Below are 24747 nucleotides of genomic sequence, written 5' to 3'. Positions count from 1 at the left end.
CTTGTGCGGTGTGGTGCTGGCAGCGCTGCGGCTGCGCTGAGGTAACGACGTAGCGACGCCGCGCGCGGCGCGCCTTGATCGGGTGCAGAAGAACGCGCGCCGCTGCCTGCGGCGCGCCATGGCCCGGCTCGTCCCGAAGACGAGCGCGCGAGGAGGACGAAGGTGGTTCCACAGCTCGCCATCGAGGCAGCAGCGCAGTCGGACGTGGGCCGGCGGCGTAGCCACAACGAGGACAGCTTCGCGGCCTTGCCGTGCGTGGGGCTCTTCATGGTCGCCGACGGTCTTGGCGGCAACGCGGCCGGCGAGGTCGCGTCCCGGATGGCCATCGAGGTGGTCAAGAGCTGCTTCGAGGTGGACGAGGATCTCGAGGAGACGTGGCCGTACGGCACGGGGAGTCCGCGCGACCGTGACGAGGTGCGGCTGGTGATGAGCGTGCGGCGCGCGAACCGGGCGATTTACGAGGCGCGCCAGAAGAAAGAGGAGGTGCGCGGCATGGCGACGACGTTCGCGGGCGTGCTGCTCGGAGCGGGGATGGCGTACATCGCGCACGTGGGCGACTCGCGGGTGTACCGGATGCGCGGCGGCAAGCTGGAGCGGCTGACGCGGGATCACACGCTGCTGGAGGAGCTGCTGAGCGAGGGCGACGGCGCGCTCGCAGCGCTGGAGGCGCTGAGCGGACGGGCGGACGCGGTGACGCGGGCGCTCGGGTGCGACAAGAGCGTGGAGATCGAGTCGCGCGTGGAGCCGACCCAGCCGGGCGACGTGCTCCTCGTCTGCTCGGATGGGCTGTGGGGCCCGGTGCCGGAGGCGCGGATCGAGGGGGTGCTGGGGAGGCACCGGGACCTGAGCCTGGCGGCGAGCCTGCTGGTCGACATCGCCAACGAGCACGGCGGACCGGACAACGTGACATGCGTGCTGGCACGCCTAAGAGGCGGGTGACGTGCGCGGCATGACGCGCTGCTGCCTCCCGTCACGGGCGCAGCTGGACCCGAGCGAGTGGAGTTTGCTGGCACGTCGAGACCGACGAGCCCTGGGAAAAATGAGATCGACCATGTCATTTCATGAGAATTTTACGCAGCCCAACGTAAGCCCGCGCGACCTCTCGGATCTCGGCGAGAGCGCGCTTGGCGAGCGGGTTTGTCGGCGGCAGAATGGGTGCCCTCGTCCCACCAAGAGGAGCGCTCGTGACCAAGCGTCGGCGGTTCAGCGGCAATGGCACGCGTCGTTCGGGCAACGTGATTCACGTGAGCCCGAGGCTGATGTGGGAGCTCGCGTGGCTGCGGAAGCTGGATCTCGAGGACGTCGACTGGGATCCGGAGCGCTGTTGCCCGCACTGCAGAGCAGAGCGCTCCGCTCGAGGGGAGCCGGTGGAGGATCTCACGCCGCCCTCCGGGACGTGGCCCAAACTCCCGCTGCACGAAGACGAGCGCGAATGATCGACGGGCGCCGCCGCAAGGGCGCCCTCGATCCGCGGGTGGAGGCGGCGCTGTCGGTCGGGCGATGTCTTCCTCGTGTGCTCCGACGGGCCAGCGCTGCTGCGAGCTCCGTGGATGGCGCTGGCAACCAGGGGAGCAAGAGCCCAGTACGCCGGGCGGGAGCGGAGCGTGCTCGGCCTGCCTGTGCGCTGCGGGCAGACGAGAAATGGTGGAGCTGGGTGAGAAATTCGGGGAGCTCAGAGGAATGCGATCGGCGGAAGATACCGACCACGGCGGGCCGTGATTCCCAAGGCGGAGGCGATGAAATGAGAAGACAAGGTTGCCGTGAACAGGGTAGCGATCGACCTGTCGCGCGGCACCGCGACAAGGAGGCGGGCTGCTTCGCGCTCACGGCATCACCCACTCCCAGGTGGGTTGTCTTGGGTTCGGGCGGAAGGGCCTCTGATCTGCTGACCCCCTTCTGCGTCGAGCGGCGAGCGCGGAGCTCATCCGACGGTTGCTCGAAGCAGCCCCTCAGCAGGTCGATCTATCCATCGAGGCGTGACAGCTGCCGGCGATGGGCTGTGGCGGCCGGACAACGTGACGGCGTGCTGGTGCGCCGCGGAGGCGGGTGACGTGGCGGGCGAGCACAGCGGCGCGCCGCGCGGCGGACACCCGGACGATGCACGGCTGTTCGGCCCCGATGCCGTCCGGACGCTGCGCGTGGCCTTCGAGGAGGTGACGTGGCTCCTCGGCCGCGGCTATCCGCTGCGCACCGCGATCCGTACCGCCGGCGATCACCACCAGCTGGCCACACGCCAGCGCCTCGCGCTGCAGCGGGCCGCTTGCTCGGACGCGCAGCGGGCGTCGCGCCTCGCGCGCTGCGCTCCGTCGTCGTCGCTCCAGGGCGCGGAGGCGAACATCGACGGCTTCAACCTGATCATCACCCTGGAGGTGGCGCTCGCGGGCGGGCTGCTCGTGCGCGGGCCGGAGAGGGCGCTGCGCGATCTCGCGGGGCTGCGCGGCAGCTACGCGCCGATCGCGGAGACCGACGCGGCCCTCGATCGGATCGGCGACGCGCTGTCCGGCGCCGGCGCGGCGCGCGCGCGCTTCCTCCTCGACGCGGCCATCCCCAGCTCCGGGCGGCTGCGCGCGCGGATCCTGGAGCGGCTCGGGGGCGCGCCGCTCTCGATCGAGGCGACGCTCGTCCCCGATCCCGACCGCCTCCTCGCGGGGGCGGCGGGCGTGATCTCGTCCGACAGCGTCGTCCTCGATCGCTGCGTGCGCTGGGTCAACCTCGCGGACGAGATCGTGGGCGCGCGCGTGCCGGCGGCGCGCGTGGTCGAGCTCGTCCCTCGCGGAGGTGATGCCGGCGCGTGAGGGCGCGGAGGACCCGTCACCGGCAGAGCCCGAGCCGCCTCGTTTGCCAGGCGACCTGCGCCGCCAGTCCCTCGCGCAGGGGCACCCGGGGCACGTACCGGAGCGCCGCCTGCGCGGCGGCGGTGTCCGCCCAGGTGCGCCGGACGTCGCCGGGCTGCGGCTCTCCCCGCTCGACGCGCACGGGTCCTGCGAGCTCCCCCAGCAGCCCGAGCGCGTCGTTGAGGCTCACCCGCGAGCCGCCGCCGATGTTGAACACGCCGACCGCGCCGCCCTCCATGGCGTCGACGTTGGCCTGCACCGCGTCGCTCACGTACGTGAAATCGCGCGTTTGCTCGCCGTCGCCGTAGACGCGGACGGGCTCGCCCTTCAGCACGGCGGCGATGAACCGGTGAAACGCCATGTCGGGGCGCTGCCTGGGGCCGTACACCGTGAAGTACCGGAGCGAGATCGTGGGCAGGCCGAAATTGCGCCGGTACAGCTCGCAGAGCTGCTCGGCGGCGAGCTTCGTCACCCCGTAGGGGGAGTGAGGGGCGGTTCGGCTGGATTCGCGCATGGGCATATCCCCCGTGTCGCCGAAGGGGTCGCCGTACACGGAGGAGGACGAGGCATAGACGAGCTTGCGCACCTGGCCGTGCGCCCTGGCTGCCTCCAGCAGCCGCTGCGTCGCGAGCACGTTGTCGCGGAGGTAGAGCTCGAAGCTCTGTCCCCAGCTCGGGCGCACGCCCGCCTGCGCCGCCTGGTGGAAGACGACCTCGCGGCCGGAGAGCAGCGGGCGGAGATCGTCTGTCGCGAGGTCGGCCGTCGAGAGAGAGAAGCGCGGTTCGCCGCGCAGCCGTGCCAGGTTCCCCTCCTTGAGCTCGCGGGCGTAGTAGTCGGTGAAGCGGTCTACCCCGAGCACCTCGTGCCCGAGCTCGATCAACCGCTCCGCCAGGTGGGAGCCGATGAATCCGGCCACCCCCGTCACCAGACAACGCATCCGCCTTCCATCCTGGTCCTGCCGCGTCGCGGCCTCGCGTCCTCGTCCAGCCGCGCCGCGGCCTCCGGCCCCGGGCCTGCCGCGTCGCGGCGCGGCGATGCTAGCACCTCGGGCCATCCGTTGAGTCGGGCAGCAGCCGGCCGCGCGAAGCCCGCCGCGCCGCTGAGCTCGCTCCGGGGCTCGGGAACCGACTGGGGACCGACCGAGGTTGAGGACAGCGGACTGGGGACCGACCGAGGTTGAGGACAGCGGGCCGACCGAGGTTGAGGACAGCGGACCGACCGAGGTTGAGGACAGCGGACCGACCGAGGTTGAGGACAGCGGGCCGACCGAGGTTGAGGACAGCGGACCGACCGAGGTTGAGGACAGCGGACCGACCGAGGTTGAGGACAGCGGACTGGGGACCGACCGAGGTTGGGGACCGGCGGGCCGACCGAGGTTGAGGACCGCGGACCGACCGAGGTTGAGGACAGACCGACCCCTGAGGGGGGACAGCCTGAGCATGAGCTCCGCGCTTCCTGCCTTCTGTCAGCCTCCTCGCATCAGCACGCCCCCACCCGTTCTTGCAAATACGCCCACCTTTCCGATGTGTATTTCTGAATCTGGTTGCGCCTACCCGCCCGGCGGGCGACGCTGGTGCGCGCTCGGGCCCCTCGCTTTTTCTGTCCGAGGCGCGATCGAGACGGGTCGGAAGGCGAGCTGTTGCTTATGGGAATTGTTGTCGAGCGGCTCACGAAGCGGTTCGGTCCGAACAAGGTGGTCGATGACGTCTCGTTCGAGATCGAGAGCGGCGCGCTGGTCGCGCTCCTCGGGCCGAGCGGAGGTGGCAAGAGCACCGTCCTGCGCATCATCGCCGGGCTCGAGAGCCCCGACTCCGGCGAGGTCATCCTGAACGGCAAGAACGCGACCACCACCCGCGTTCAGGACCGGAACATCGGCTTCGTCTTCCAGAACTACGCGCTGTTCAGGCACATGAGCGTGCGCGACAACATCGGCTTCGGCCTCAGCATCCGGAAGCGGCCACGGAAGGAGATCGCGACCACCGTCGACGAGCTCCTCAACCTCGTGCAGCTCGACGGGCTCGGCGGCAGATTCCCGCACGAGCTGTCCGGCGGCCAGCGGCAGCGCGTCGCGCTGGCGCGCGCGCTCGCGCCAGGCTCGTCGCTGCTCCTGCTCGACGAGCCGTTCGGGGCGCTCGACGCCAAGGTCCGCCTCGAGCTGCGCGAGTGGATCCGGAGGCTCCACAAGGAGCGCGGGATCACGAGCGTCTTCGTGACCCACGACCAGGAAGAGGCGATGGACCTCGCCGATCGGGTCATCGTGCTGCACAAGGGGCGGGTCGAGCAGATCGGCACCCCGGAGGAGATCTACGACCGGCCGGCGACCGAGTTCGTCGCGAGCTTCGTCGGGTCGATCAACGTGCTCAAGGGGGAGGTGCGCGACGGCCAGGCGGCGCTCGGTACCCTCGCGGTGCACGCTCCCCCCGGGACCGGCGACGGCGCGAGTGTGCACGCCTTCGTACGTCCGCACGACATCGAGGTCCACACCCGGATCGACTCCTCGAAGACGCCTGCCGCCGACGACGCCAGCGTCGCGCGCGTCGAGCGGCTGTCGCGGGTCGGGTGGATGGTCAAGGCAGAGCTCCGCCTCTCCGACGGCCAGCCGCTCTCCGTCGAGCTGACCAAGGATCGCGTCGCCGAGCTCGGCCTGTCCGAGGGGGACAGGGTGCTGGTAAATCTCCGAGACGCCAAGATCTTCGTGCAAGATTACTCCATCTAGCCCGCTGGCCGGCGCTCCCGTCTGCCAACGGCCATCACGGGAGGCGGCACGTGGCTTCAATCTTCGACGACATCGCGGCGACGATCGGGCGCACCCCCCTCGTCCGCCTGAGCTCTGCGGGCAAGGGGCTGCGCGCCGAGCTGATCGGCAAGGTCGAGAGCCGGAACCCCGGCGGCAGCGTCAAGGATCGCATCGGCCTCGCGATGGTCGAGGACGCGGAGCGGCAGGGCAAGCTGAAGACCGGGAGCGTCCTCGTCGAGCCGACGAGCGGCAACACGGGCCTCGCGCTCGCGATGATCGCCGCGGCCAAGGGCTACCGGCTGATCCTCACGATGCCCGAGTCGATGAGCCCCGAGCGGATCGCGCTGCTCCGGGCCTTCGGGGTCGAGGTGCTGCTGACGCCCGGGTCGCTCATGGTGCAGGCCGTCGCGCGGGCGCGCCAGATCGTGGAAGAGACGCCCGGCGCGGTGATGCTCCAGCAGTTCGAGAACCCGGCGAACCCCGCCGCGCACCGCGTGACGACCGCGCGCGAGATCTGGGAGGACACGGACGGGACGGTCGACGTCGTGATCGCCGGCGTGGGGACCGGCGGGACGATCACCGGCGTGGGCGAGGTGCTCAAGCAGAAGAAGCCGGGCGTGAAGATGATCGCGGTCGAGCCCAAAAACGCGGCCGTGCTGAGCGGCGGCCGCGTGGGCGCGCACCTCATCCAGGGCATCGGCGCGGGCTTCGTCCCGAAGATCCTCCGGCGCGAGCTCATCGACGAGGTGGTGCCCGTGTCCGAGGACGAGTCGTTCGACGCCGCGCGCCGGCTCGCCAAGACCGAGGGCATCCTCGTCGGCATCTCCGGCGGCGCGGCGATGGCGGCGGCGCTGTCGATTGCGGCACGCGACGAGATGCAGGGAAAGAGGATCGTCGTGATCCTTCCCGACGGCGGGGAGCGGTACGTCACCTCGCCGCTCTTCAAGGAGCTCGTCGGCTGCGCTCGCGCGGCCGTGCCCCGCTGAACCGCCAGGGAAGGCCGCCGCACGTCGGGTCGCCTTCCCTGCAGAAGCGCTCCGTCTTCCTGGGCGCCTGCGGCGCCGCCGTCCTCGCGGCCTCGATCACTCGATGCGGACGGCGACGAGGACCTTCATCCACACGCCTTCGGGCGGGATCGTCTTCGTCAGATCGACCTTGCCCTCCCAGTCGACGTGCACCGTGTAATCGCCGCTCTTGTCGTCCTTGTAGAAGAAGGGCCGGATGTCGTCGTGATAGACCCGATCGAGCGGGACGATGCGCTCCCCGGTGGGCATCGGCGCCTTCTTGGCGACGACGGTCGACTTGCCGTCGACGACGGCCGAGGCGGAGACGCTCTTGAGGAAGGTGAGATCCGGCACGTTGTCATCGCGTGCTTCCAGCCGGATGTACATGAGCTCGGCCCTGTCGACGGAGTTCGGGTCCTCCGAGACGGACAGCTCGCTCCATCCGGAGAAGGTCGACTGCGAGGTGGGCTTCACGAGGAACTTGGTCTCCACCTCATGCTCACCGACGACCGACGCGCAGGCGCTCGCGCCGAGCGACAGCACCACGGTGAGCGCCGCGCCGCTGCGCGCGGCGAGGTAGAGCGAGGCGAGCCCACGGCGACAGGTCAACATAAGCATCCTCATTCGCAAGACATAGCATGTGGCGAGGTCCGATCGACGCGCGGGGCGCGGCCGGCTATCGTCGTCGGCCGAGGGCGACCAGATGGCGGCGGAATCAGGCGCGGGTATTGACGGCGGGCAGGGCGCGGCCCCTGCGTCCTTCGAGGCGAGGCTCGAGCTCGCCCAGCGGACGAGCACGCGGCTGCGAGAGGCGATCGGGCAGGCCGTGGTCGGGCAGGACGACGTCATCGAGCAGACGCTGTGGGGGATCCTCGCGGGAGGGCACGTCCTCCTCGAGGGGGCGCCCGGGCTGGGCAAGACGCTCCTCGTCAGGACCATCGCCGGCTGCCTGGATCTCGCGTTCTCGCGCATCCAGTTCACCCCGGATCTCATGCCGAGCGACGTGACCGGCACGAACGTGCTCGTCGCGGCGGCGGACGGCTCGCGCCACTTCTCGCTGCACAAGGGGCCGATCTTCGGGCAGGTGATCCTGGCCGACGAGATCAACCGGGCGACGCCGAAGACGCAGAGCGCGCTGCTCGAGGCCATGCAGGAGCACGCGTGCACCATCGCGGGCACGCGGTACGCGATGGAGGAGCCGTTCTTCGTGCTGGCCACCGAGAACCCGATCGAGATGGAAGGGACCTACCCGCTGCCGGAGGCGCAGCTCGATCGGTTCCTGCTCAAGGTGCTCGTGCCGAGCCCGACCGAGGATGAAATGACCGAGATCCTCGCCCGGACCACGGGCCACGATCGCGGGCCGCCGCCGCGGGTGCTCACCCGCGACGACGTGCTCTCGCTGCGGTCGCTCTGCCGCGACATCGCGGCCGCCGAGCCCGTCATGCGGTACGCGTCGCGGCTCACCCGGGCGAGCGATCCGGCCGCCGAGGGGGCGCCCGAGATCGTGCGGAGGTCGCTCCGGTTCGGCGCCGGCGTGCGCGGCGCGCAGTCGCTGGTGCTGGCCGCGAAGGCCGCGGCGCTGCTCCAGGGAAGGGCGCACGTCGCCTTCGCCGACGTGCAGCGGGTCGCCAAGCCGGTGCTCCGCCACCGGATGATCCGGTCCTTCGAGGGCGAGGCGGAGGGGATCACGACGGATCAGGTGATCGCGGCGCTCCTCTCCGCGATCGAGGCGCGGCCCGAGCCCGTGGCGCAGGCGATCCGGCGATGAGGCGCGTGCAGGAGCCGCGGGGGCAGGCGATCCGGAGCGGGTCGCTGGCGAGAGGCGCGAAGGGCCTCGCGGGGGCGGCGTCGCTCGCGGCGCTCTTCTCGGCGGGGCCCGCGTCCGGGCAGGCGCCGTCCCCGTCGACCGCGACGGCGCTCGTCGTCGACGTGGCGCCCGTGCTCGGGACGAGCGGCGGGATGCCCTGGGGCTGGAACCAGGTCGTCGTGCGCGTCCAGAACAACGGCGGCCGGGCGGCCAGGGGCGAGGTCGAGGTCGAGTCGAAGCGCTACTCCGATGACCGCGTCTTCGTCGCGTCGGCGCCGTACGCCGTCGGGGCTGGCGCGTCGGTCGACGTGCGCGTGCCCGTGCACGTGTCGCCTTTCGGCGACGTGCAGGTGCGGGCGCTCGATGAGGGCGGAGCGCAGGTGTCGTCGCAGGGGCTCTCGTCGACCTCGCAACACGCGGTGGTGCTCTTCGACGTCAGCGAGAGGTCGCTGCTCCGCGGGGGCCTCAACGACGCGCCGATCGCGCCGCTGTACATATCGACCAGCCGCGCGCCCGGGGGGACGCCGAGCCCTGTCCTCTGGGTCGGGCAGCCTCGTTTCGACAGCGCCACCGGCGACCCGCTGCTGCCCGACCGAGCGGCCCTGTACAACGCGGCGGACGCCGTGCTCATGCGCACCGACACGCTGTCCAGGCTGGGCGGCTCCGAGCTCGAGGCGCTCGCCGGCTTCGTCCTCTCCGGCGGCACGCTGGCGCTGTCTGTCGCCCGCCCCGAGGATCTGCGGCACCCGACGCTCGCGGCGTTCGTCGGCGGTGAGGTCGCGAGGGCGACCGTCGCGCCGCCCACCCTCGCGGAGATCGCGCCGCCCGGCGGCTCCAGCGGCTTTGGCAAGCAGGGCAACGTGCTCCTGCCCGCGCCGAGCGCGACCCCCGCGGTGGCCGAGTCGCTCTCTGGCTGGTCGGGCGGCAACCTGCGCGGGAGCGCGTATGGCAGCTCGGCGTTCTACGGCCTCGGCGAGGTGCACCTGCTCGCGTTCGACCCCACGCGCGCGCCCGCGGCCAGCGACCCGTGGGTGAAGATCCGGGTGGCCGATCTCGCTCGCCGAGCCTACGACCGTCGCTCCACGGTCGCCTTCCGCCCGGGGGAGGACGCGATGGGCGTCGACCTCGATCCGGTGCGGCGGGAGCTCGATCCGAACGAGAGCTCCCGCTGGGCGATCGGGGTCTCCGCGCTGCTGCTCTGCATTTACGCGGTGCTCGCCGGTCCGATCAATTTCTCGCGCGCCGCGCGGCAGGGGAGGCCGCTCCGCGCGCTCTGGCACCTGCCGGTGCTCTCTGCGGTCACGTTCGCGGCGATCGTCGGCGTGGGCCTGCTCGCGAAGGGGGTGCGCGGCCGGGCGCGCCACCTCACGCTGATCGAGGCGGGGGCCGGCATGACGAAGGGGGCGGTGCGCCGGTTCCGGGGCTTCTTCGTCGCCAGCGCGGAGGAGCTCACGGTCCGCACGACCGACCCGAGCGGCGTGATCAGCACGGCGGTGGTCGCCGAGCTCTCGGAGCGGCGTGACCGGTTGCTCGTGGATCGCGACGGGGCCCGGCTGACGAAGGTCGCGGCGCTCCCCTGGCAGACGGTGATCGTGCGCGAGGACGGGGCCGCGTCGCTCGGCGACGGCATCGCGATCGTCGCCGATCCGAGCGGCGACGTCGTCGTGAGCAACCGGAGCGGCCGCGACCTCCGGGCCGGCGTCCTGTGGCTGCCGGAGGGCGCGGCCCGCTACTTCGCCCGCATCGGCGACGGGGAGAGGGTCTCGTCGCGCGCGGGGATCGATCTCGCGGCGCGGAGCGAGGGGCAGGGCTGGCTCTCGCACGCGGGCTTCGGGCGGCGGGTCGGCGGCATGGACGTCCACGACCTCGGCGGGAGGCTGCTGACGCCGCTCCTCGAGCCCGACGCGCCCGGGCTGGGCGCCGCGTGGCTGGCCATTGAGGAGGCGGCCGGCGGATCGGTCGACTGGTTCCCGGCCGGCGTGCCCGTGCTGTTCGGCCAGCTCGACGGCGGCGAGGGGCGCGCTAGCGACTCCGGGTTGCGGATCGACAGCGATCGCGTGCTCGTGCGGGTCGTGGGCTACGGAGGCCGGCCGTGAGCGCGGCGCTCGGCGGCGCTCCGCGCTCCACGGCCGCGGCGCAGATCGAGCGGCCTCGGCCGACGATCCGCGTCCGGCACCTCTCGCACCGCTTCGGCGCGCTCGACGTGCTGAAGGACGTCACCTTCGACGTGGGCCCCGGCGAGATCTTCGGCTTCATCGGGCCGAACGGCGCGGGCAAGACGACGACGATCCGGGTCATGGCGACCTTGCTGGAGCCCATGGCGGGGCGGGTCGAGATCGACGGCGTCGACGTGACGATCGACCCCGCGGCTGTCCGCCGCAGCATCGGGTACATGCCGGATCACGCCGGCGTCTACGACAGGATCACGGTGCGCGAGTACCTCGAGTTCTTCGCGGACGCCTTCCGGGTTCCGTCGCTCGACGTGGTCGACGCCGTCCTGGAGCTGACCGATCTCGGCAAGATCCAGGACCGGATCGTCGCCACGATGTCGAAGGGGATGAAGCAGCGCCTCCAGCTCGGGAGGATCCTGCTGCACGATCCGAAGGTCCTTATCCTGGACGAGCCGGCGAGCGATCTCGATCCGCGCGCGCGCATCGAGATCCGCGATCTCTTGCTCGAGCTCCGGAGCCTGGGGAAGACGATCTTCCTCTCGTCGCACATCCTCACGGAGCTCTCCGACGTGTGCACGTCGATCGGCATCCTCGAGAAGGGCCGCCTCGTCGTCGCCGGGCCGATCGGGGAGATCGCCGCGCGCCTCGAGGCGGTGCGCGCGGCGCAGGCGCACGGGCACGCGCCGCCGCGCCATGGCGCCGCGCCGGGCGCGTACGGGGCGCAGGCGCACGGGCACGCGCCGCCGCGGCACGGACTCGAGGCGGCCACGCCCGACGGCGCGCCGGTGGATCCGGCCGCCGTCGATCGCGCGCAGGCCGGCGCTCCGCCGCCCGGATACGGCCAGCACCCGCCGCACGCCGCTGCGCCGGCGAGCGCGGGGCAGGCGGCCCATCCGGCGCTCTCGCAGATCTCCCGGCGCAAGGTCAAGGTGCGAGTCCTCGGCGATCCCGAGGCGGCGGCCTTCCTGGTCAGGGGCGGGCCGGGGATCACCGACGTCGACATCGTCGCCGGAGCCGTGCACGTCGGTTACGTGGGCACCGACGTGAAGATCGCCGAGATCGTGCAGCACCTCGTGCGCAGCGGCGTCGGCGTGATCGGCGTCGAGCCGGAGCGCAATGAGCTCGAGAGGATCTTCCTGGAGGTCACGCAAGGAGAGGTGCAGTGAGCGTGCAGACTGGCACATTGCCGCCCGCCGGTCCGGCGTCGCAGCGGCTCGTCGATCGGGCGCGGCATCGCGTGGGGCGCATGCTGGGCGAGCCGAACCCGATCTGGATCCGCGAGCTCAAGCAGGCGGCGCGCCTCGCCCGCACGCCGATCATCCTGCTGGTGCTGGCCGTGCTGATGGCGCTGCTCGTGGCGACCATCGGCGGCATCGCGGCGAAGGAAATCGCGCCTGCGAAGACGGGCGTGATCCTGTTCCAGGTCTTCTTCTCGCTCGCGTACTTCGTGGTGGCGCTGGTCGGGCCGGCGGTCGCCGCGAACAGCATCGCTTCGGAGCGCGAGGGGCGCACCTGGGAGGCGGTGCTCCTGACGGGCATCCCGCCCGGCGAGATCGCGCGAGGCAAGTTCCTCGCCGCTTACACGGCGATCTCGATGTACGTGGTGATGCTCGCGCCGGTCGGGGCGCTGCCGTTCCTGTTCGGCGGGATCACCGCGATGGAGGTGGTGATCGCCTTCCTGTTCCTCTTCTTGATCGCGCTGCTCAGCGTGGCCTTCGGCCTGGCGATCAGCTCGAAGATGGGGAGCCTGCGCGCGGCGATCCTCGTCACGCTGCTGCTCGCGTTCCCGCTGTCGATCGGCCTGTTCTCGGCGGGCGGCTCGGGGCTCTCGTACGCGGCCCACCTGGCCTGGCCGGAGGTCCCCGAGGGGCCGCCCATCTGGCTCCCGATCGCCTACCAGCGCGCGCCGCTCGGCCTCGATTACGTGCTCTTCCTGATCCTCCTTCCGATCGCGGCGGTCGGCATGCCCGCGTGGTTCCTGTACCAGGTGACCGTCGCAAACCTCACGAGCGAGAGCGACGATCGCTCCTCCGGGCTGAAGACGTGGTTCGCGGTCTGCGCGCCCGTGACGACCGCCGCCGTCGCGGTGCCTGCGTTCTCGGTGGACGCCTCCGATCGCCTGCCCGCGATCGTCGCGGGCGTGTGCGCGGCGCTCTCGTTTCTGATCTTCTGCGTGTTCCTCTTTGCCGGAGAGCCGATCGGTCCCTCGCGCCGCGTCGAGGTTCACTGGGCTCGGAGCCGCGCCAGCCGGCTGCGTCGCTTCTTCGGCCCCGGCGTGATGCGCTCGGCGTACCTCCTCCTCGCGGTGGGGGTCCCTGCCATCGCCGCGCTCTGGGTCGTCGGGCACCGGCTGTGCCTCGGCGCGCCCGTCCCGACGCCGCAGATCCAGGCGCAGCAGGTCCAGCACGTCGCCGTCTACGCGCTCGCCGTCTACGTGTTCCTCGTCGGGCTCGGCGCGTTCCTTCGCGCGCGGATCGCCTCGCCCCTGGTCACGCGGGCGCTGCTCCTGACGCTGCTCTTCACGATCGCGGTCGGCCCATGGATCGTCGCCGCCATCGCCGGCCTCGTCGCGGAGCTCGACAGGAGCGAGAGCGCTCTCCTCGTCGCGGCCCCGTCGCCGTTCTATGCGTTCGTGATGCTCTCCAAGGCCGATCAGGGTGACGCGGGGTCTGTCCTCGCCGCCGGGTACACGGCCGCAGCTGGCTGGGTCGCCGTCGGGCTCGGCCTGCTCTCCTCGGCCCGCGCGCGCTGTGCTGCCGTCGTCGCGCAACGCGAGGCAGCCTTCGCCGAGACGGACGCGCTCCTCGCCCGGGAAGACGAGGCAGCGCTCGCGGCGGAGCAGGCAGCGCCGCCGCACGCGGCCACGCCCGAGCACGCGGAGCCAGGGAGCGCCGCCGGCACCGCCGCCTGATCACGGGGCGTGATCGCGGCGCGCTCCGAAATCGTACGTGCGCGTCTCTTTGTGTGGAAATTTGGAACGCGTCCGGGGAATGCAGCAGGATGCGCTGCGCGCAGATCTGTCGAAATCTTGGGCGTCCCGTGGCGAGCGTGTGAGAAGAGCGCTCGCGCGCTCGAGGTCCGGGAGCGAGAGGGGATCTCGATTCCTCGCGTCGTGTGACGACGGCGGCACCACCTCGACCCGCAGGGGATGGCCTTGCCTTCGCACGAAGACTGCCGATGCGCGGCGCCTGAGCTGAGCGATACCTTGCTGGATGGAACGCCGTACCGGCCCGTGCGCCGGCTCGGGCGAGGGGGAATGGGCGAGGTGATCGAGGCGGCGCACGTGGGCCTCGACAAGCGAGTGGTGGTGAAGCTCTTGCACCGCGACCTGAACCGCGAGCCGCGGCTCGTGGAGCGGATGCGCGTCGAGGCGCAGTCGCTGGCGCGGCTCGCCCACCCGAACCTGGTGACCGTCACCGATTTCGGGCGGACCGCCGAGGGGAGGACGTTCCTCGTCATGGAGCGGCTCTACGGCCGGACGATGCGCGAGGAGCTCGCGGCGCGCGGCGCGCTGCCCGCGATGGAGGCGCTCGATCTCGTGACGCAGACGCTGGCGGGCCTCGCCGCGGCGCACGGCGCGGGCATCGTTCACCGCGACGTGAAGCTCGAGAACCTCTTCGTGTGCGACGCGGATGCGCAGGGTCGGCGCGTGGTGAAGGTGCTCGACTTCGGGATCGCCAAGGTGGTGGCTCCGCGCGGCGATGGGCGCGCGCCGGCGCCGTCGCTCTATCAGACGGAGGAGGGCGTTCTCGTCGGTACGCCGCGCTATCTCTCGCCCGAGCAGGCTTGCGGGCTCGCCGTCGATGCGCGCACCGACGTGTATGCGGCCGGCGTGGTGCTCTACACGCTGGTCGCCGGTCGCGATCCGTTCGAGCATATGAGGCGCGTCCACGAGCTCGTGCGCGCCCATGCGAGCGAGGTCCCCGCGCCGCCGTCGAGCCACGCGCCACGACCGGTGCCGCCGGAGCTCGACCGCGCGATCATGAGGGCGCTGGAGAAGAGCCCGGAGCTCCGTTTTCCGGACGCAGTGGCGTTCGCGGCGGAGCTGTCGCGCATCGCCGCGGGGCTTTCGGGAGGGGTGGATGGTGGGTCGGTCATACCGTCCGGGGCGTACTGGCAGCGCACGGCGCCGCTGACGCTGCCGCCGGTCCGGGCGCCGGTGCTCCCACCGACGTTGAGCGCGACCGTGAAGGCGTTCGGCCTCACGGCGGCGTATATGGCAGCGCGGCCCGCCCCCGGGGCTGCGCTGCAGCGGGCCTCGGAGGCGCACAGAAGCAGGCCGCGGCGCGCGCGACGGCCCGCGCGCGCTCAGGCCAGCTGGGCGGCCATGGGATTGCTGGTGGTGAGCGTGGTGCTCTTCGGCTTCACCTTGGCGCTGCTGGTGAGCTTCCTGGGGTGACAGGCGGGTACGGCGTCGTCGCCGCGGATGCCAGGAACGTCACCCGGTGTGACGAACCCGCTACGATGCGGGCTGCGGAATGGGAGCGCCGGCGCTGAGAGGGCAACCTGGGTCGGAAGGGGCAACCTCGGAAGGGTCAACCTCGGAGGGGTCAACCTCGGAGGGGTCAACCTCGGAGGGGTCAACCTCGGAGGGGTCAACCTCAACCTAGGCGCGCGGTGGAGGTCAACCTGGGTGCGGGCCACGAGGCAGCTCAACCTGGGTGCGGGCCAGAAGGCAGCTCGGCAGCTCAACCTGGGTGCGGACCGTCGTGGACCTTGGATGCTGGATGGGTGCAAAAAATCGATGTCGTGGCACACGGGAATTTTGGCAGCGCAGTATTGTACAACACGCGCGTGGTTCGGTGTGGAGGCAAGAAGATGGCCAGGGTCAACTTTGCACGCCGGCGACCCGCGGAGCCGCGCCTCGCGCGACGTCATGGTCCGCGACACCGGCGCCTTCGGGCATCGGGAGCCGCCGCCGTCACGGACGTGACCGCGGCGGCTCCCGATGCCCGCGCCCTGCCATGGAGCGACCTTGGCATCGCTCCGGAGGGGGTGGTGACGCTTGGGTGCGTGGTGGTGGCGGCCGGGTGGAGTATCTTCGGGTCCATGCCGTGGCCCTGTCCCCGAGCGAGCTCCGAGGTACCATGCGCGGACCAGCGCACGTTCGACGCTGGTCTCCGGCGCTCCCGGGCTCGTCGGAGCGCTGCCGCGGCACCCGCCACGCCGTCTGCGGTGCAGCGGTCGAGGCAGATCACCTCGGGAGCGCGCCCATGACAGCGCGGCGTCTTGTACCGGGGGCTCGATGCGCTGCTGCTCACGTGGGGCAGCAGCGCGCCTTTTGCGCGTGGCGAGAGGGGCAGGCATGACCAACAGGAACGCGAACAAGAGCTCGCCAGGGCAGCCGGCGGCTCAGGGCGCTGCGGGCGACGCCGCGCCGCAGCAACCGACGCTGCCGCAGCAGCCGCCGCGCGGGTACGACACGCCGAATTTTGCATCGCAAGAGCACCCCTCACCCGCGCAACAGCGAGCGCTTACGCAGGAGCCGCGCCGCAGACCTGAAGAAGGGAACACCGGCCCCGCAGCGCCGCCCGCCGAGCGGATGGTGCAGTGGGGCGAGCCCAGGCCGCGGCGCCGCCAGGATCGCGAGGCGGGGCCGAGCGACAAGCAGGTGTATGTTCCTCCGGTCACGCTGCCTCCGAACCGAGAGCACCAGGCGATGGATCAGCAGAAGATCCAGGTCGCGCCGTCGCTGTTGAAGGGCGTCGACGAACGGAACCGGCCGACGATGCGCAGGATCCCTGTGCAGGGGTTGCCGGGTCCGCCGACGGGGGCTCCCGATGGGCAGGGCGGCGCGCGTCCCGGTGGCGTCCGCACGGCCCGCGTCGGTGTGGGCAGCGGCGTCTGGCCGCCGCCCGAAGACGAGTCGTCCGGCTCGCGCGGGCAGTCGTCCCGGAAGCAGCGGCCGATCGCAGCGGCCGCTCCCCCGCAAGCAGCTGGCGCGCCTCGAGCGGGGCTGCAGCCGACCGCGGCGCGGTCCGACGACACCGCGGTGACCGCAGCGGCCGCCGCGGCGGTGCTCGCGGCGCGCCGCCGGCGGGCCCCGCTGGCGCTCTTCGCGTTGCTCGTGTTTCTGGGGAGCGCGACGGTCGCAGGCTTCTGGGTGCTGTGGCGCGCCGCCAACCCGACGAGCGAGCAGGATCCGGCCTTGGCCGAGGGCGGCCGCGCTCCCACGCCCGATCCCGCTGGTCTCGCGACGTCCACCCCGAGCGCGCAGCCCGAACATCCGCCCCCGGTGGCGATCGAGCCGCCGCCCACCGCAGAGCGACCTGTTCCCGCCGCGCCCGAGGTTCCGACGGCGTCGCCCACGGCGGAGCCGAGCTCGCCGCCCGCTCATTCCGCGGCCACGGTCGCCGCCCGTCCGTCATCACCGCGCCCTGCCGTGCAGGTGAGGCGCCCCGTCAAGCCTTCGACGGCGGCGGACGACTTCTACGACTTGGCTGTGAGCCCTCCGATCCCACCCTCGGTCCCGCCGTCCGCGCCCTCTGCGTCGCCTACAACGCCCCCGGGAACGACCGCTCCCCCGCGTCCGTTCCCCTGAGGCGTCGCCTCTCCGGATTGCATTCCTCCCGCCAGCCATCATGCGAAAGCCATTCTTGAAATACCTGTCTCTGCTCCTCCCGTGCGCGGCGGTTCTTCTGGGGCCGAGCGTCGCGAGCGCGACCGGCGAGGCTCGGCTGATGCCGAACTCTCCGACCGACGCCCCGCCTGCGACGTCGCGCGCGGGCGAGCGCGCCGCGCAGCTCTACCGGGAGGGGAACAGGTTCTACGATGAAGCGCGATTCGCCGAGGCCGAGGCGCGTTATCAGGCGGCGTGGGATCTCCAGCAAAGCTTTGACGTGGCCGGCAACCTCGGGAACGTCGAGCTGGAGGTGAACCAGCCCCGCGAGGCGGCCGAGCACCTCCTGTACGCGCTCAATACCTTTCCGCTCGGCGAGAAGGCCGAGAAGAAGAGCTTCCTGCAGAAGCGCCTCGCCGTCGCCAGGTCGCAGGTCGGCGCGCTTCGCATCAGCGTGAACGTCGACGACGCCGAGGTGCTCGTCGACGGCAAGGTCGTCGGGCATTCGCCCCTCGACACCCAGGTGTTCGTCGATCCCGGCAAGCGCACGATCGAGGCACGCCGCGCTGGCGCCAGGACGTCGACGTCGCTGCTCGTGGCGAGGGGCTCGGACCAGAGCATCGCCCTCAGCCTCGATTCGGGCCCGAGCATTCCGCTGGTGGTCGCGGGCGGGGCCGTCGGGCTGCTCGGGCTCGCGTCGGGCGTGACCTTCGCGATCCTCTCCACGGCAAAGGGCGAGTCCGCAGCGACGGAGCCGTTCGGCAGCGCGAGGCGCACCGACCTGCGCGACGCCCAGACCACGCTCGCCAACGTCTCGTTCTGGAGCTTCCTCGGCGGCGGCGTGGTGCTCGCGGGGACGGCCTTGTACGCGTTCTCCACGTCGAGCCGCCCGCCGGTCACGAAGGCCGGGCTCCCCCGGCTGTATGCCGCGCCCTTGGTGAGCGCGGAGGCGAACGGCCTGCTGCTGGGCGCGAGCTTCTAAGGCCGGTGGGCGCTGCGCGCTCCACGTCTCGTCCCCGGACTCAGCGCGGCTGGAAGTAACGGCCCACCTGCTCGCGGTACTCCTCGGGGACATCGCTGCGCTCGACACCGCCGACCTCCTGGGGACCCACGACACCGAGCGCGCTCTCGCCGCGCACGTTGGCGGTGTCTCCGGAGCGCCCGGCTGCTCGGCCCGTCACGATCCCCGGCATCGGCCTACCCGGGTTGAGCCTTGCGCTGGCCCGTGAGCGCAGCTCACCCCCGGCGATCGCGTCGGTCTGCCCTTCGTGGCTGCCCGAGCCGCCGCCCTCCGAGTGACCTGGCTGCGCCGACCCCTGCTTGCCCGCCCCGCTCCCCGACGAGCCCTGCTGCCCGCCCTGTCCGCGCTCCTGGCCGCCCAACCCCGGTTGGCCTGACCCACCTGCGATCGGCATCGGGAGCGGCGTCCCCCCGAGCTGCCCCTCGGCCTCGCCCGCCCCGCGCTGTGCATCGTCGAGCGCTCGCTGGCGCTTCGATTCCTCGCTGCCCGGGCCCCCCTCCTGGGCCATCTGGCGCAGCTGTTCCTCGAGCTGCCGCTGTCCGTCCGGCGTCTCGAGCTGCCGTGCGAGCTCGCGCATCTGCTCCTTTGACATCGGCTCTCCGAGCGCGCTCTCGGGCGACTGCGCCATTCGCTGCTTCAAGCGGTCGGCGAGCCGCTTGCGCTCCTCGGGGCTCAATTTTTCGAGCGCCTCCTCGAGGCTGCCAGCAAGCCGCCGCGCGTCGCGGTCGCTGCCGGTCCGGGCGAACTCGCGGAGCGCGTCGCGCCCCTCGTCGCCGAGCCCGTCGCCGAGCGCCTCCGCCAGCTCCCTCAACGCGTCGGCCTGCTTGCCGCGCTGATCCAGCAGCTTGCGCTGTTCCTCGAGCGCCTTGGCCACGCCGGGGGCGCCGGCCCTCTTGGCGGCTTCGGCGGCCTCCTCGAGCACCTTCCTGGCCCGCTCGCGGTCGTCCCGCTCGAGCTTGTTCGCGAGCCGCGCCATCTCCTCGTCGAATGCCACGAGGTCGCGATCGCCGAGCGCCTTCGCAGCCCGCTTCAGCTGAGGGTCTTCTCCGAGCTTGCCGAGCGCCGACTCCATCCCATGACGCTGCTCGCCCTCGCCGAGCGATAGCCGCTCGGCCGTGATCGCGTCGCGGAGCCTGCCGAGCTCGGCCTGCGCTTCGCGGCGCTCGACGCCGCTCTTCAGCTTTTCGCGGAGCCTCTTCGCGTCGTCTGAGAGCTTTTTCAGCCGGTCGTGTTGCTCCGCGTCTCGAGCGTCGATCTCGGAAAGCTGGACCACCCGCCCGAGGCCGGCGATCTCGGCGAGGCGTACCTGATCGGCCCCGGGTGGGGGCGCTGCTGCCGCGGGCGCTGGTGGCAGGGGAAGCCAGCTGAGATAGCCAATGGCCGCTGCCGCGAGGGGCGCTCCGGCATGCCAGCGTCGCCCCAGGGGCGTGCGGACCTGCCGGGCGGTTGCGGCATCGAGGGCCGCGGTCGCGTGGGCGAACACCACCTCGCGGGCCGCGGCTGCGCTGGCACCGGGCGCGCCGTCCGCCGCGTCCTCGGCTGCTGCGAGCTCGACGGCCGTGGAGACCGACTCGGCGGAGCCGAGCTTGCCGTCGAGAAACAGCGCGACGTTCGGGTCAGTCCACCGGCGCCGGCGCGCCACCGCTGCGCCAGCGACGGCGCCGAGCAAGCCGCCCGCGGCCATCCAGGGGCGCAGCGCTCCTTGCCGCATGTGCCAGGCGACCGCCGCGCCTACCGCGCCGAGCATCATCCCAGCGGCGGCGCCGGTGAGGATCAGATCGAGCGCGAGCCGCCGCCGGACGCGGCGAGACCACCGAACGAACGCGGCGCTGAACCTCCGCCGGGGAGACGCATCGGCCATGGATCGAGGTGTACCTGCGGGTCGACGCGCCGGCCAGAGCTGCTTCGAGGCGCTCCTCCAAGCCTCATTGCGGCACGCCGTGCCCGACATCGCGCCCGGTGCGAGCGCCTCGCGCGCTGTCGGGACGCCCTGTGGAGCGGCGTCGGTCGTCTTGCGCCATGACGCGCCGCGGAGGAGCTGTCCTTGGACATATCGCGCTCCGCCCCCTCACGGGACGAAGCACCATTTCAAGTGGAATGACGCGAACTCGAGGCGCGCTGGGACAACGTCCTGGGCAGCGCCGAGCAAGTTCAGGCGACAGTCAGCGAAAGAGAACTTGCATTCGTGCGAGTCCTCGGACGATGTCCGGAGCGTCGCATGGCAAGAGCCATAGAAAAGCGCATCGTCGACGTACATTCGCATGTTCACGACAGCAGCGTCGCCGCCCTTGCGCTTGCTGCCGAGCAGATGGAGATTGAGGTAGTAGAAGCCCCTCCTGTCCTTCGAGTGATCCACCAGCTCCAGATTGGTTTCGCCATTGAGGCGGGAGCAGTCAACGTCCCAGCTGTCGTCGAATCCGGCGACAGGCAGCTTGCCGCTATCCCCCGTGTCAAGCACCAAGCTCTCCCCGTTCACGGTCATGACCGCCATGCCGTACGCTTCAGGAATTTCCGGGCTAGTAGAGCACCCGAACGGCGAGAGCGACAGCACGAGGCCTTGGGCGAGGAGGGGTCGGTGCATGGGAGTTCTCCAGCAGCATGGCGGGCGAGAGCATCGCACGAGGTCGACAACCATGAACGCGCGCAATGTGGTTGATCCATGCGCCGTGCCAGATGTCAACCGGAAACGGAGGCCGCTGTTGGGCCCGTGCCACCGGAAACGGAGGCCGCTGTTGGGCCCGTGCCGAGCTGACTGCCGGTCTGACCGACGTTGCCGTGGACTGTCGACCTGACCGACGTTGCCGGTCTGCCGGCCCGGCCGGTCGGGTCGGTCTGACCGACGTTGCCTTGGTGGTGAGACCCGATACGTGTTGTCTATGATGCGGTCCCGGGCATAGGCCATGGCGGGCGCCGGCGGAAAACAGCAACCGCCAGGATCTCGAAGATTCAAGTATGCGAAATCATTGGCCGTAGGCCGCGGCACGCATTTGGCATAATCAGCGGCGATGAGCCAGCCTCGCGCTATCGTTGCAGGTGCCACCTATCTCCTCACACGACGCGCGTTGCGGCGACACCTCCTCTTCCGACCGGATGCCGCGATTACTCAGCTGATCATCTATGCACTCGCGGTTTCGGCCAGGCGCTACGGCATTCGCCTGCATGCATTGTGTGCTATGTCCACGCACCTGCACATCGTCGTCACTGACGTCGAAGGGGTGCTTCCGCGGTTCCTGCAGCTGTTTCATCGCCTCGTGGCGCTGGGGACCAAGGTGCTCCGAACCTGGGAGGGGCCGGTGTGGGGCCACGAAGCAACCAGCGTCGTTCGCCTCTTGACGCGGGCGGCCGTGGTGGAAAAGATTTCATATTCACTGGCGAACCCGGTCGAGGCGGGGTTGGTGCGACGTGCGAAGGAATGGCCGGGAGCGAAGGTGCTCGTCAACGAAATCGGCCGCGGTGAGCTGCGGGCGAGGCGTCCTGACGTCTACTTTGCTCCGAACAATCCTGTATGGCCCGAGGACGCCGCCATTGCGATCTCGCTTCCGCCAGCTGTGGCGGATGATGACGCTGACGCCTTCCGGCGCGAGGTGGCGGCGGAGCTGGAGCGGAAGGAAGCCGAGGCGCACGCCGCGATGCATCGAGCTGACCGCGGTTTCCTCGGCCCCGAGCGCGCATGCACGGTGTCGCCCGACGCTCGCGCGACGAGCTTCGAGGCGCCTCGCGGCCTCAATCCGACGTTTGCGGTGGGGAGAGGACATGCGGACGCACGAAGGACCGCGGTCGCCGCTGTCCGGGCATTTCGCGCAGCGTACCGCGAGGCGCTTCAACGATGGCGTGCAGGGCTGCGCAGCGTGGTGTTTCCGGCACAAACGTGGTGGATGCGCGTATTCCATGGCGTGGCCGTGAACGATGAACCGCTCGTGTCGTAAAAGGGACGATCGGGATACCGACGCGGCACCTGGGCTGCTGAACGAGGGCGAGTGAGCGGCAGGCGCCCTCCGTTCGCGTGCATGAACGCGCACCTGGTTTTCGTGTGGAACTACACGTCAAGGGCGCCGGGATTGCGTGAGCCGGCCTGGTGGTCGAGGGGGCGCGGGCGGTCCGTGCGCGTCGCTACAGTGGTAGGGGGAGCTCGATATACGGCTCGGTGATCCGGCCGACGACGATATCGCGCACCTGCGTCCCATAGTAGGTCGATCCCGATTGCGTGCTCCAGGCGTGTCCCACGATCGTCCCGTTGCTGTTGGCATAGAGGCGCATGACGCCCCTGCCAACACCCGCGTGCCAGGAGCCGTCCGCGTTGCGCCGGGTGTCGGTTGTCCCGTGGCCCGTGGTGCTCGAGTCGAGGACGAGGAGCGAGTACTGGATTGTACCCGTGACGAACGGATAGGTCGCCACGCGTGGCACCGCAGGGCCTGCCGCGATGGCGACGTGCCCGCTCGCCGTGCTCCCCGCCGGATACTCGATCGCGACGATATCGCCGGCCTCGATCTCGCTCACCGTCACGATCTGCTCGAAGCCGACCTCCTCGATGATCCTGTCGTGGTAAAGCGCGGCGTTCGGGCTCGTGCTGCCGAACCATGTGTTGATGTCGTAGACGGACAGCTGATAGGCCTGCTTGAGGACGTTCGTGACGAACGACGCGCACAGGCTGCGGCTCCGGTAATCCGTGGCTCCTCCGACGCCGGCCCAATAAACATAGGTGGTTCCGTTTCCATATTCGTTGTTTGCCGGTGCGATGTGGGTCACGAGCGTGTCGGCCCAGTAGAAATGGCCCGGCTCTCCGGCCGTCTGGCCCTCTGCCGGGCGCGGCGCGAGCAGGCTCACCCCGGCCAGAACGGCGGCCGGGAGCGCGCGAACAGCGGCTCTCGAGCTCATGCGCTTCAATGCATTCATGATTTCCTCCCGTGTGGAATCGATGGCCCCGCGTAGGCTGGTCACACCGGTGTCGGCCTCATCGCGGGCATCGCCGCGGAGCGCCGGCAAAGCGAAGTTGCGCACCAAGCCACCGAACATACGCTGGACGAGCGAGCTCTTCAATCACCGGCACGAAGGCGGCACGCGGGCCGTGCGCGATCCTGCGCGGATAGTGTTCCCCTCATTTCCACAGGCTGTCTCCTCGGGGCGACGTCCGTGCACGTCTTCGTAGATCCGCGCGTCGATGCCCACCGCGGGGGCGGCGCTGCGGTGGCGCCGGGATCACGGCCGGTACGGGGAGGGCGCGGCCGTCGCGACCGCGGCCGTCGCGACCGACGTTGCGCCCGACGCCGACCGACCGAGGCGACCGACGTTGCTCCCGGACCGAGGCGACCGACGTTGCGCCCGACGCGACCGACGTTGCGCCCGACGCGACCGACGCCGACCGACGTTGCGCCCGACGTCGACTGGAGGGCGGCGATGTCGTACGGATGGGCCGATCCCGGGCGCTCGGGGCTCGCGCTCGGCGAGCGCCCGGCGCGCTGGCGAAGCGCGCCCCGCCCGCGCCGCGTGGCGCGCGGGTCCAGGCGGCTCGCGGGGGACGAGCTCCGCCGTTTTGTTGACAGATCCGCGCAGTTCGATTGGATGGCCGCGTGCCCCCCGTGAAGCGCGCATCGACCAACCTCCACCCCACCCTGACGCTCGGCGACGCGCTGGAGCACTACGCCTCCTGGCCGAGACCCACCGTGATTGTCTCCGACGGTGCTTATGGCGTCTCCGGTTTTCCCGGCGATCCCCCGACGCACGACGGGCTCGCCGCCTGGTACGCGCCCCACGTCGCCGTCTGGTCGGAGCGCGCCTTGCCGTCCGCCACCCTCTGGTTCTGGGGGACGGAGATCGGCTGGGCGACGGTGCACCCGCTGCTCGAGCAGCACGGCTGGGAGTACCGGACCTGCCACGTCTGGGACAAGGGGATCGCCCACATCGCGGGCAACGCGAACACCCGGACCCTGCGCAAGTTCCCCGTGGTGAGCGAGGTGTGCGTGCAGTACGTGCGCAAGGTCCTCCTGGAGAGCGCCGGCGTGCGGCTGCCCCTCAAGACCTGGCTGCGGCATGAATGGGAGCGCTCGGGCCTCCCCCTGCGCCAGACGAACGAGGCGTGCGGCGTGAAGAACGCGGCCACGAGGAAGTACTTCACCCGCTGCCACCTCTGGTATTACCCCCCGGCCTCGGCGTTCGAGCAGATCGCCGCCTTCGCGAACGCGCACGGCCGCCCCGAGGGGCGACCCTACTTCTCGGTCGATGGCAAGCGGCCGTTGACGGGCGAGGAATGGGCTACCCTGAGAGCCAAGTTCCATTGCGAGGTCGGCGTGACCAACGTCTGGCACGAGCCGGCCGTCCGCGGCCCCGAACGCTTCAAGGAGGACACCCGGTCGATCCACGGCAACCAGAAGCCCCTCAAGCTGCTCGATCGCATCATCCGCGCATCGTCCGATCCTGGCGATGTCGTCTGGGAGCCATTCGGGGGGCTCTGCTCCGTCGCGGTGGCGGCCTTCACCGCAGGGAGGCGCTGCTACAGCGCCGAGATCGCGCCCACGTACCACGCCGTCGCGTCGCGCCGCCTCGCGAAATGCGCGCCGCGGCCGCGCGTCGAGATCTCGGCGGCCTGACGGTCGGTATCGGCCCCGCTCGTCCGCATG

General features: G+C 71.0%; 19 protein-coding genes. 14 read left to right on the top strand and 5 right to left on the bottom strand.

All coding sequences use genetic code 11. From position 1 onward, the window contains the following. Window positions 1–162 precede the first annotated feature (162 nt). The 3 genes from WMF44_RS39270 (at window position 163) to WMF44_RS39260 (ending at window position 2795) form a co-directional block, all read left to right on the top strand. Complete coding sequence (locus WMF44_RS39270; RefSeq protein ID WP_437295167.1) at window positions 163–939, top strand: PP2C family protein-serine/threonine phosphatase; 777 nt, start codon at window positions 163–165, stop codon at window positions 937–939. Between the two features lie 245 nt (window positions 940–1184). Then, window positions 1185–1436, top strand: coding sequence for a hypothetical protein (locus WMF44_RS39265; RefSeq protein ID WP_437295166.1), 252 nt, complete (start codon window positions 1185–1187; stop codon window positions 1434–1436). 540 nt (window positions 1437–1976) lie between these two features. After that, window positions 1977–2795 (top strand): DUF434 domain-containing protein, encoded by an 819-nt coding sequence (locus WMF44_RS39260; protein WP_437295165.1) that lies wholly within the window; start codon window positions 1977–1979, stop codon window positions 2793–2795. Window positions 2796–2811: 16 nt separating this feature from the next. Here WMF44_RS39260 and WMF44_RS39255 read toward each other — a convergent pair whose 3' ends face one another. Next, a complete protein-coding gene (locus WMF44_RS39255; protein ID WP_437295164.1) occupies window positions 2812–3771 on the bottom strand; it encodes an NAD-dependent epimerase/dehydratase family protein in 960 nt (319 codons plus the stop codon). Window positions 3772–4479: 708 nt separating this feature from the next. Between WMF44_RS39255 and WMF44_RS39250 the strand changes: the two genes are divergently transcribed. Together WMF44_RS39250 and cysK are read left to right on the top strand one after the other, a co-directional pair. Then, window positions 4480–5550, top strand: coding sequence for a sulfate/molybdate ABC transporter ATP-binding protein (locus WMF44_RS39250; protein WP_437295163.1), 1071 nt, complete (start codon window positions 4480–4482; stop codon window positions 5548–5550). A 50-nt stretch (window positions 5551–5600) separates the two neighbouring features. Next, entirely contained in the window at window positions 5601–6557 is a 957-nt protein-coding gene (cysK, locus tag WMF44_RS39245) for a cysteine synthase A (protein ID WP_437295162.1), read from the top strand. Window positions 6558–6653: 96 nt separating this feature from the next. Here the strand turns inward: cysK and WMF44_RS39240 are convergent, their stop codons facing one another. Next, window positions 6654–7187, bottom strand: coding sequence for a hypothetical protein (locus WMF44_RS39240; protein ID WP_437295161.1), 534 nt, complete (start codon window positions 7185–7187; stop codon window positions 6654–6656). 91 nt (window positions 7188–7278) lie between these two features. On the opposite strand from WMF44_RS39240, the gene WMF44_RS39235 reads away from it, so the two are divergent. From WMF44_RS39235 to WMF44_RS39205, 7 genes are all read left to right on the top strand, one after another. Then, window positions 7279–8343 carry an AAA family ATPase gene (locus WMF44_RS39235; protein ID WP_437295160.1) on the top strand — a complete coding sequence of 355 codons (1065 nt, stop codon included), beginning with the start codon at window positions 7279–7281 and terminating at the stop codon, window positions 8341–8343. Further along, a complete protein-coding gene (locus tag WMF44_RS39230; protein ID WP_437295159.1) occupies window positions 8340–10478 on the top strand; it encodes a hypothetical protein in 2139 nt (712 codons plus the stop codon). Before WMF44_RS39235 ends, WMF44_RS39230 begins: the two co-directional genes overlap by 4 nt. Next, the gene (locus WMF44_RS39225; protein WP_437295158.1) at window positions 10475–11719 is read left to right on the top strand and encodes an ABC transporter ATP-binding protein; all 1245 of its coding nucleotides are present in this window, start codon (window positions 10475–10477) and stop codon (window positions 11717–11719) included. The genes WMF44_RS39230 and WMF44_RS39225 overlap by 4 nt, the downstream gene beginning before the upstream one ends. Beyond that, window positions 11716–13464 carry an ABC transporter permease gene (locus WMF44_RS39220; protein ID WP_437295157.1) on the top strand — a complete coding sequence of 583 codons (1749 nt, stop codon included), beginning with the start codon at window positions 11716–11718 and terminating at the stop codon, window positions 13462–13464. Before WMF44_RS39225 ends, WMF44_RS39220 begins: the two co-directional genes overlap by 4 nt. Before the next feature lie 294 nt (window positions 13465–13758). Then, window positions 13759–14952 carry a serine/threonine-protein kinase gene (locus tag WMF44_RS39215; RefSeq protein WP_437295156.1) on the top strand — a complete coding sequence of 398 codons (1194 nt, stop codon included), beginning with the start codon at window positions 13759–13761 and terminating at the stop codon, window positions 14950–14952. A 906-nt stretch (window positions 14953–15858) separates the two neighbouring features. Next, entirely contained in the window at window positions 15859–17094 is a 1236-nt protein-coding gene (locus WMF44_RS39210; protein ID WP_437295155.1) for a hypothetical protein, read from the top strand. 139 nt (window positions 17095–17233) lie between these two features. Continuing rightward, window positions 17234–18094: a hypothetical protein gene (locus WMF44_RS39205; RefSeq protein WP_437295154.1), complete on the top strand. Its 861-nt coding sequence runs from the start codon at window positions 17234–17236 to the stop codon at window positions 18092–18094. Between the two features lie 40 nt (window positions 18095–18134). On the opposite strand, the gene WMF44_RS39200 is transcribed toward WMF44_RS39205, so the two are convergent. Together WMF44_RS39200 and WMF44_RS39195 are read right to left on the bottom strand one after the other, a co-directional pair. After that, window positions 18135–19994: a hypothetical protein gene (locus WMF44_RS39200; protein WP_437295153.1), complete on the bottom strand. Its 1860-nt coding sequence runs from the start codon at window positions 19992–19994 to the stop codon at window positions 18135–18137. A gap of 207 nt (window positions 19995–20201) precedes the next feature. Further along, on the bottom strand, window positions 20202–20714 hold the full coding sequence (locus WMF44_RS39195; RefSeq protein WP_437295152.1) for a hypothetical protein: 513 nt from the start codon (window positions 20712–20714) through the stop codon (window positions 20202–20204). A gap of 424 nt (window positions 20715–21138) precedes the next feature. Here WMF44_RS39195 and WMF44_RS39190 point away from each other — a divergent pair, with 424 nt between their 5' ends. Next, window positions 21139–22059 (top strand): transposase, encoded by a 921-nt coding sequence (locus tag WMF44_RS39190; protein WP_437295151.1) that lies wholly within the window; start codon window positions 21139–21141, stop codon window positions 22057–22059. A 184-nt stretch (window positions 22060–22243) separates the two neighbouring features. On the opposite strand, the gene WMF44_RS39185 is transcribed toward WMF44_RS39190, so the two are convergent. Further along, on the bottom strand, window positions 22244–23008 hold the full coding sequence (locus WMF44_RS39185) for a hypothetical protein (protein ID WP_437295150.1): 765 nt from the start codon (window positions 23006–23008) through the stop codon (window positions 22244–22246). Window positions 23009–23958: 950 nt separating this feature from the next. Here WMF44_RS39185 and WMF44_RS39180 point away from each other — a divergent pair. Further along, window positions 23959–24717 carry a DNA methyltransferase gene (locus WMF44_RS39180; RefSeq protein WP_437301664.1) on the top strand — a complete coding sequence of 253 codons (759 nt, stop codon included), beginning with the start codon at window positions 23959–23961 and terminating at the stop codon, window positions 24715–24717. Window positions 24718–24747: the final 30 nt, after the last annotated feature.

Origin of the sequence: Sorangium sp. So ce426, from assembly GCF_051475585.1 — a bacterium.
Classification (GTDB): domain Bacteria; phylum Myxococcota_A; class Polyangia; order Polyangiales; family Polyangiaceae; genus Sorangium; species Sorangium cellulosum_B.
The sequence above is the reverse complement of the archived record's forward strand: the minus strand, read 5'-3'. Positions and strand labels throughout refer to the sequence as shown.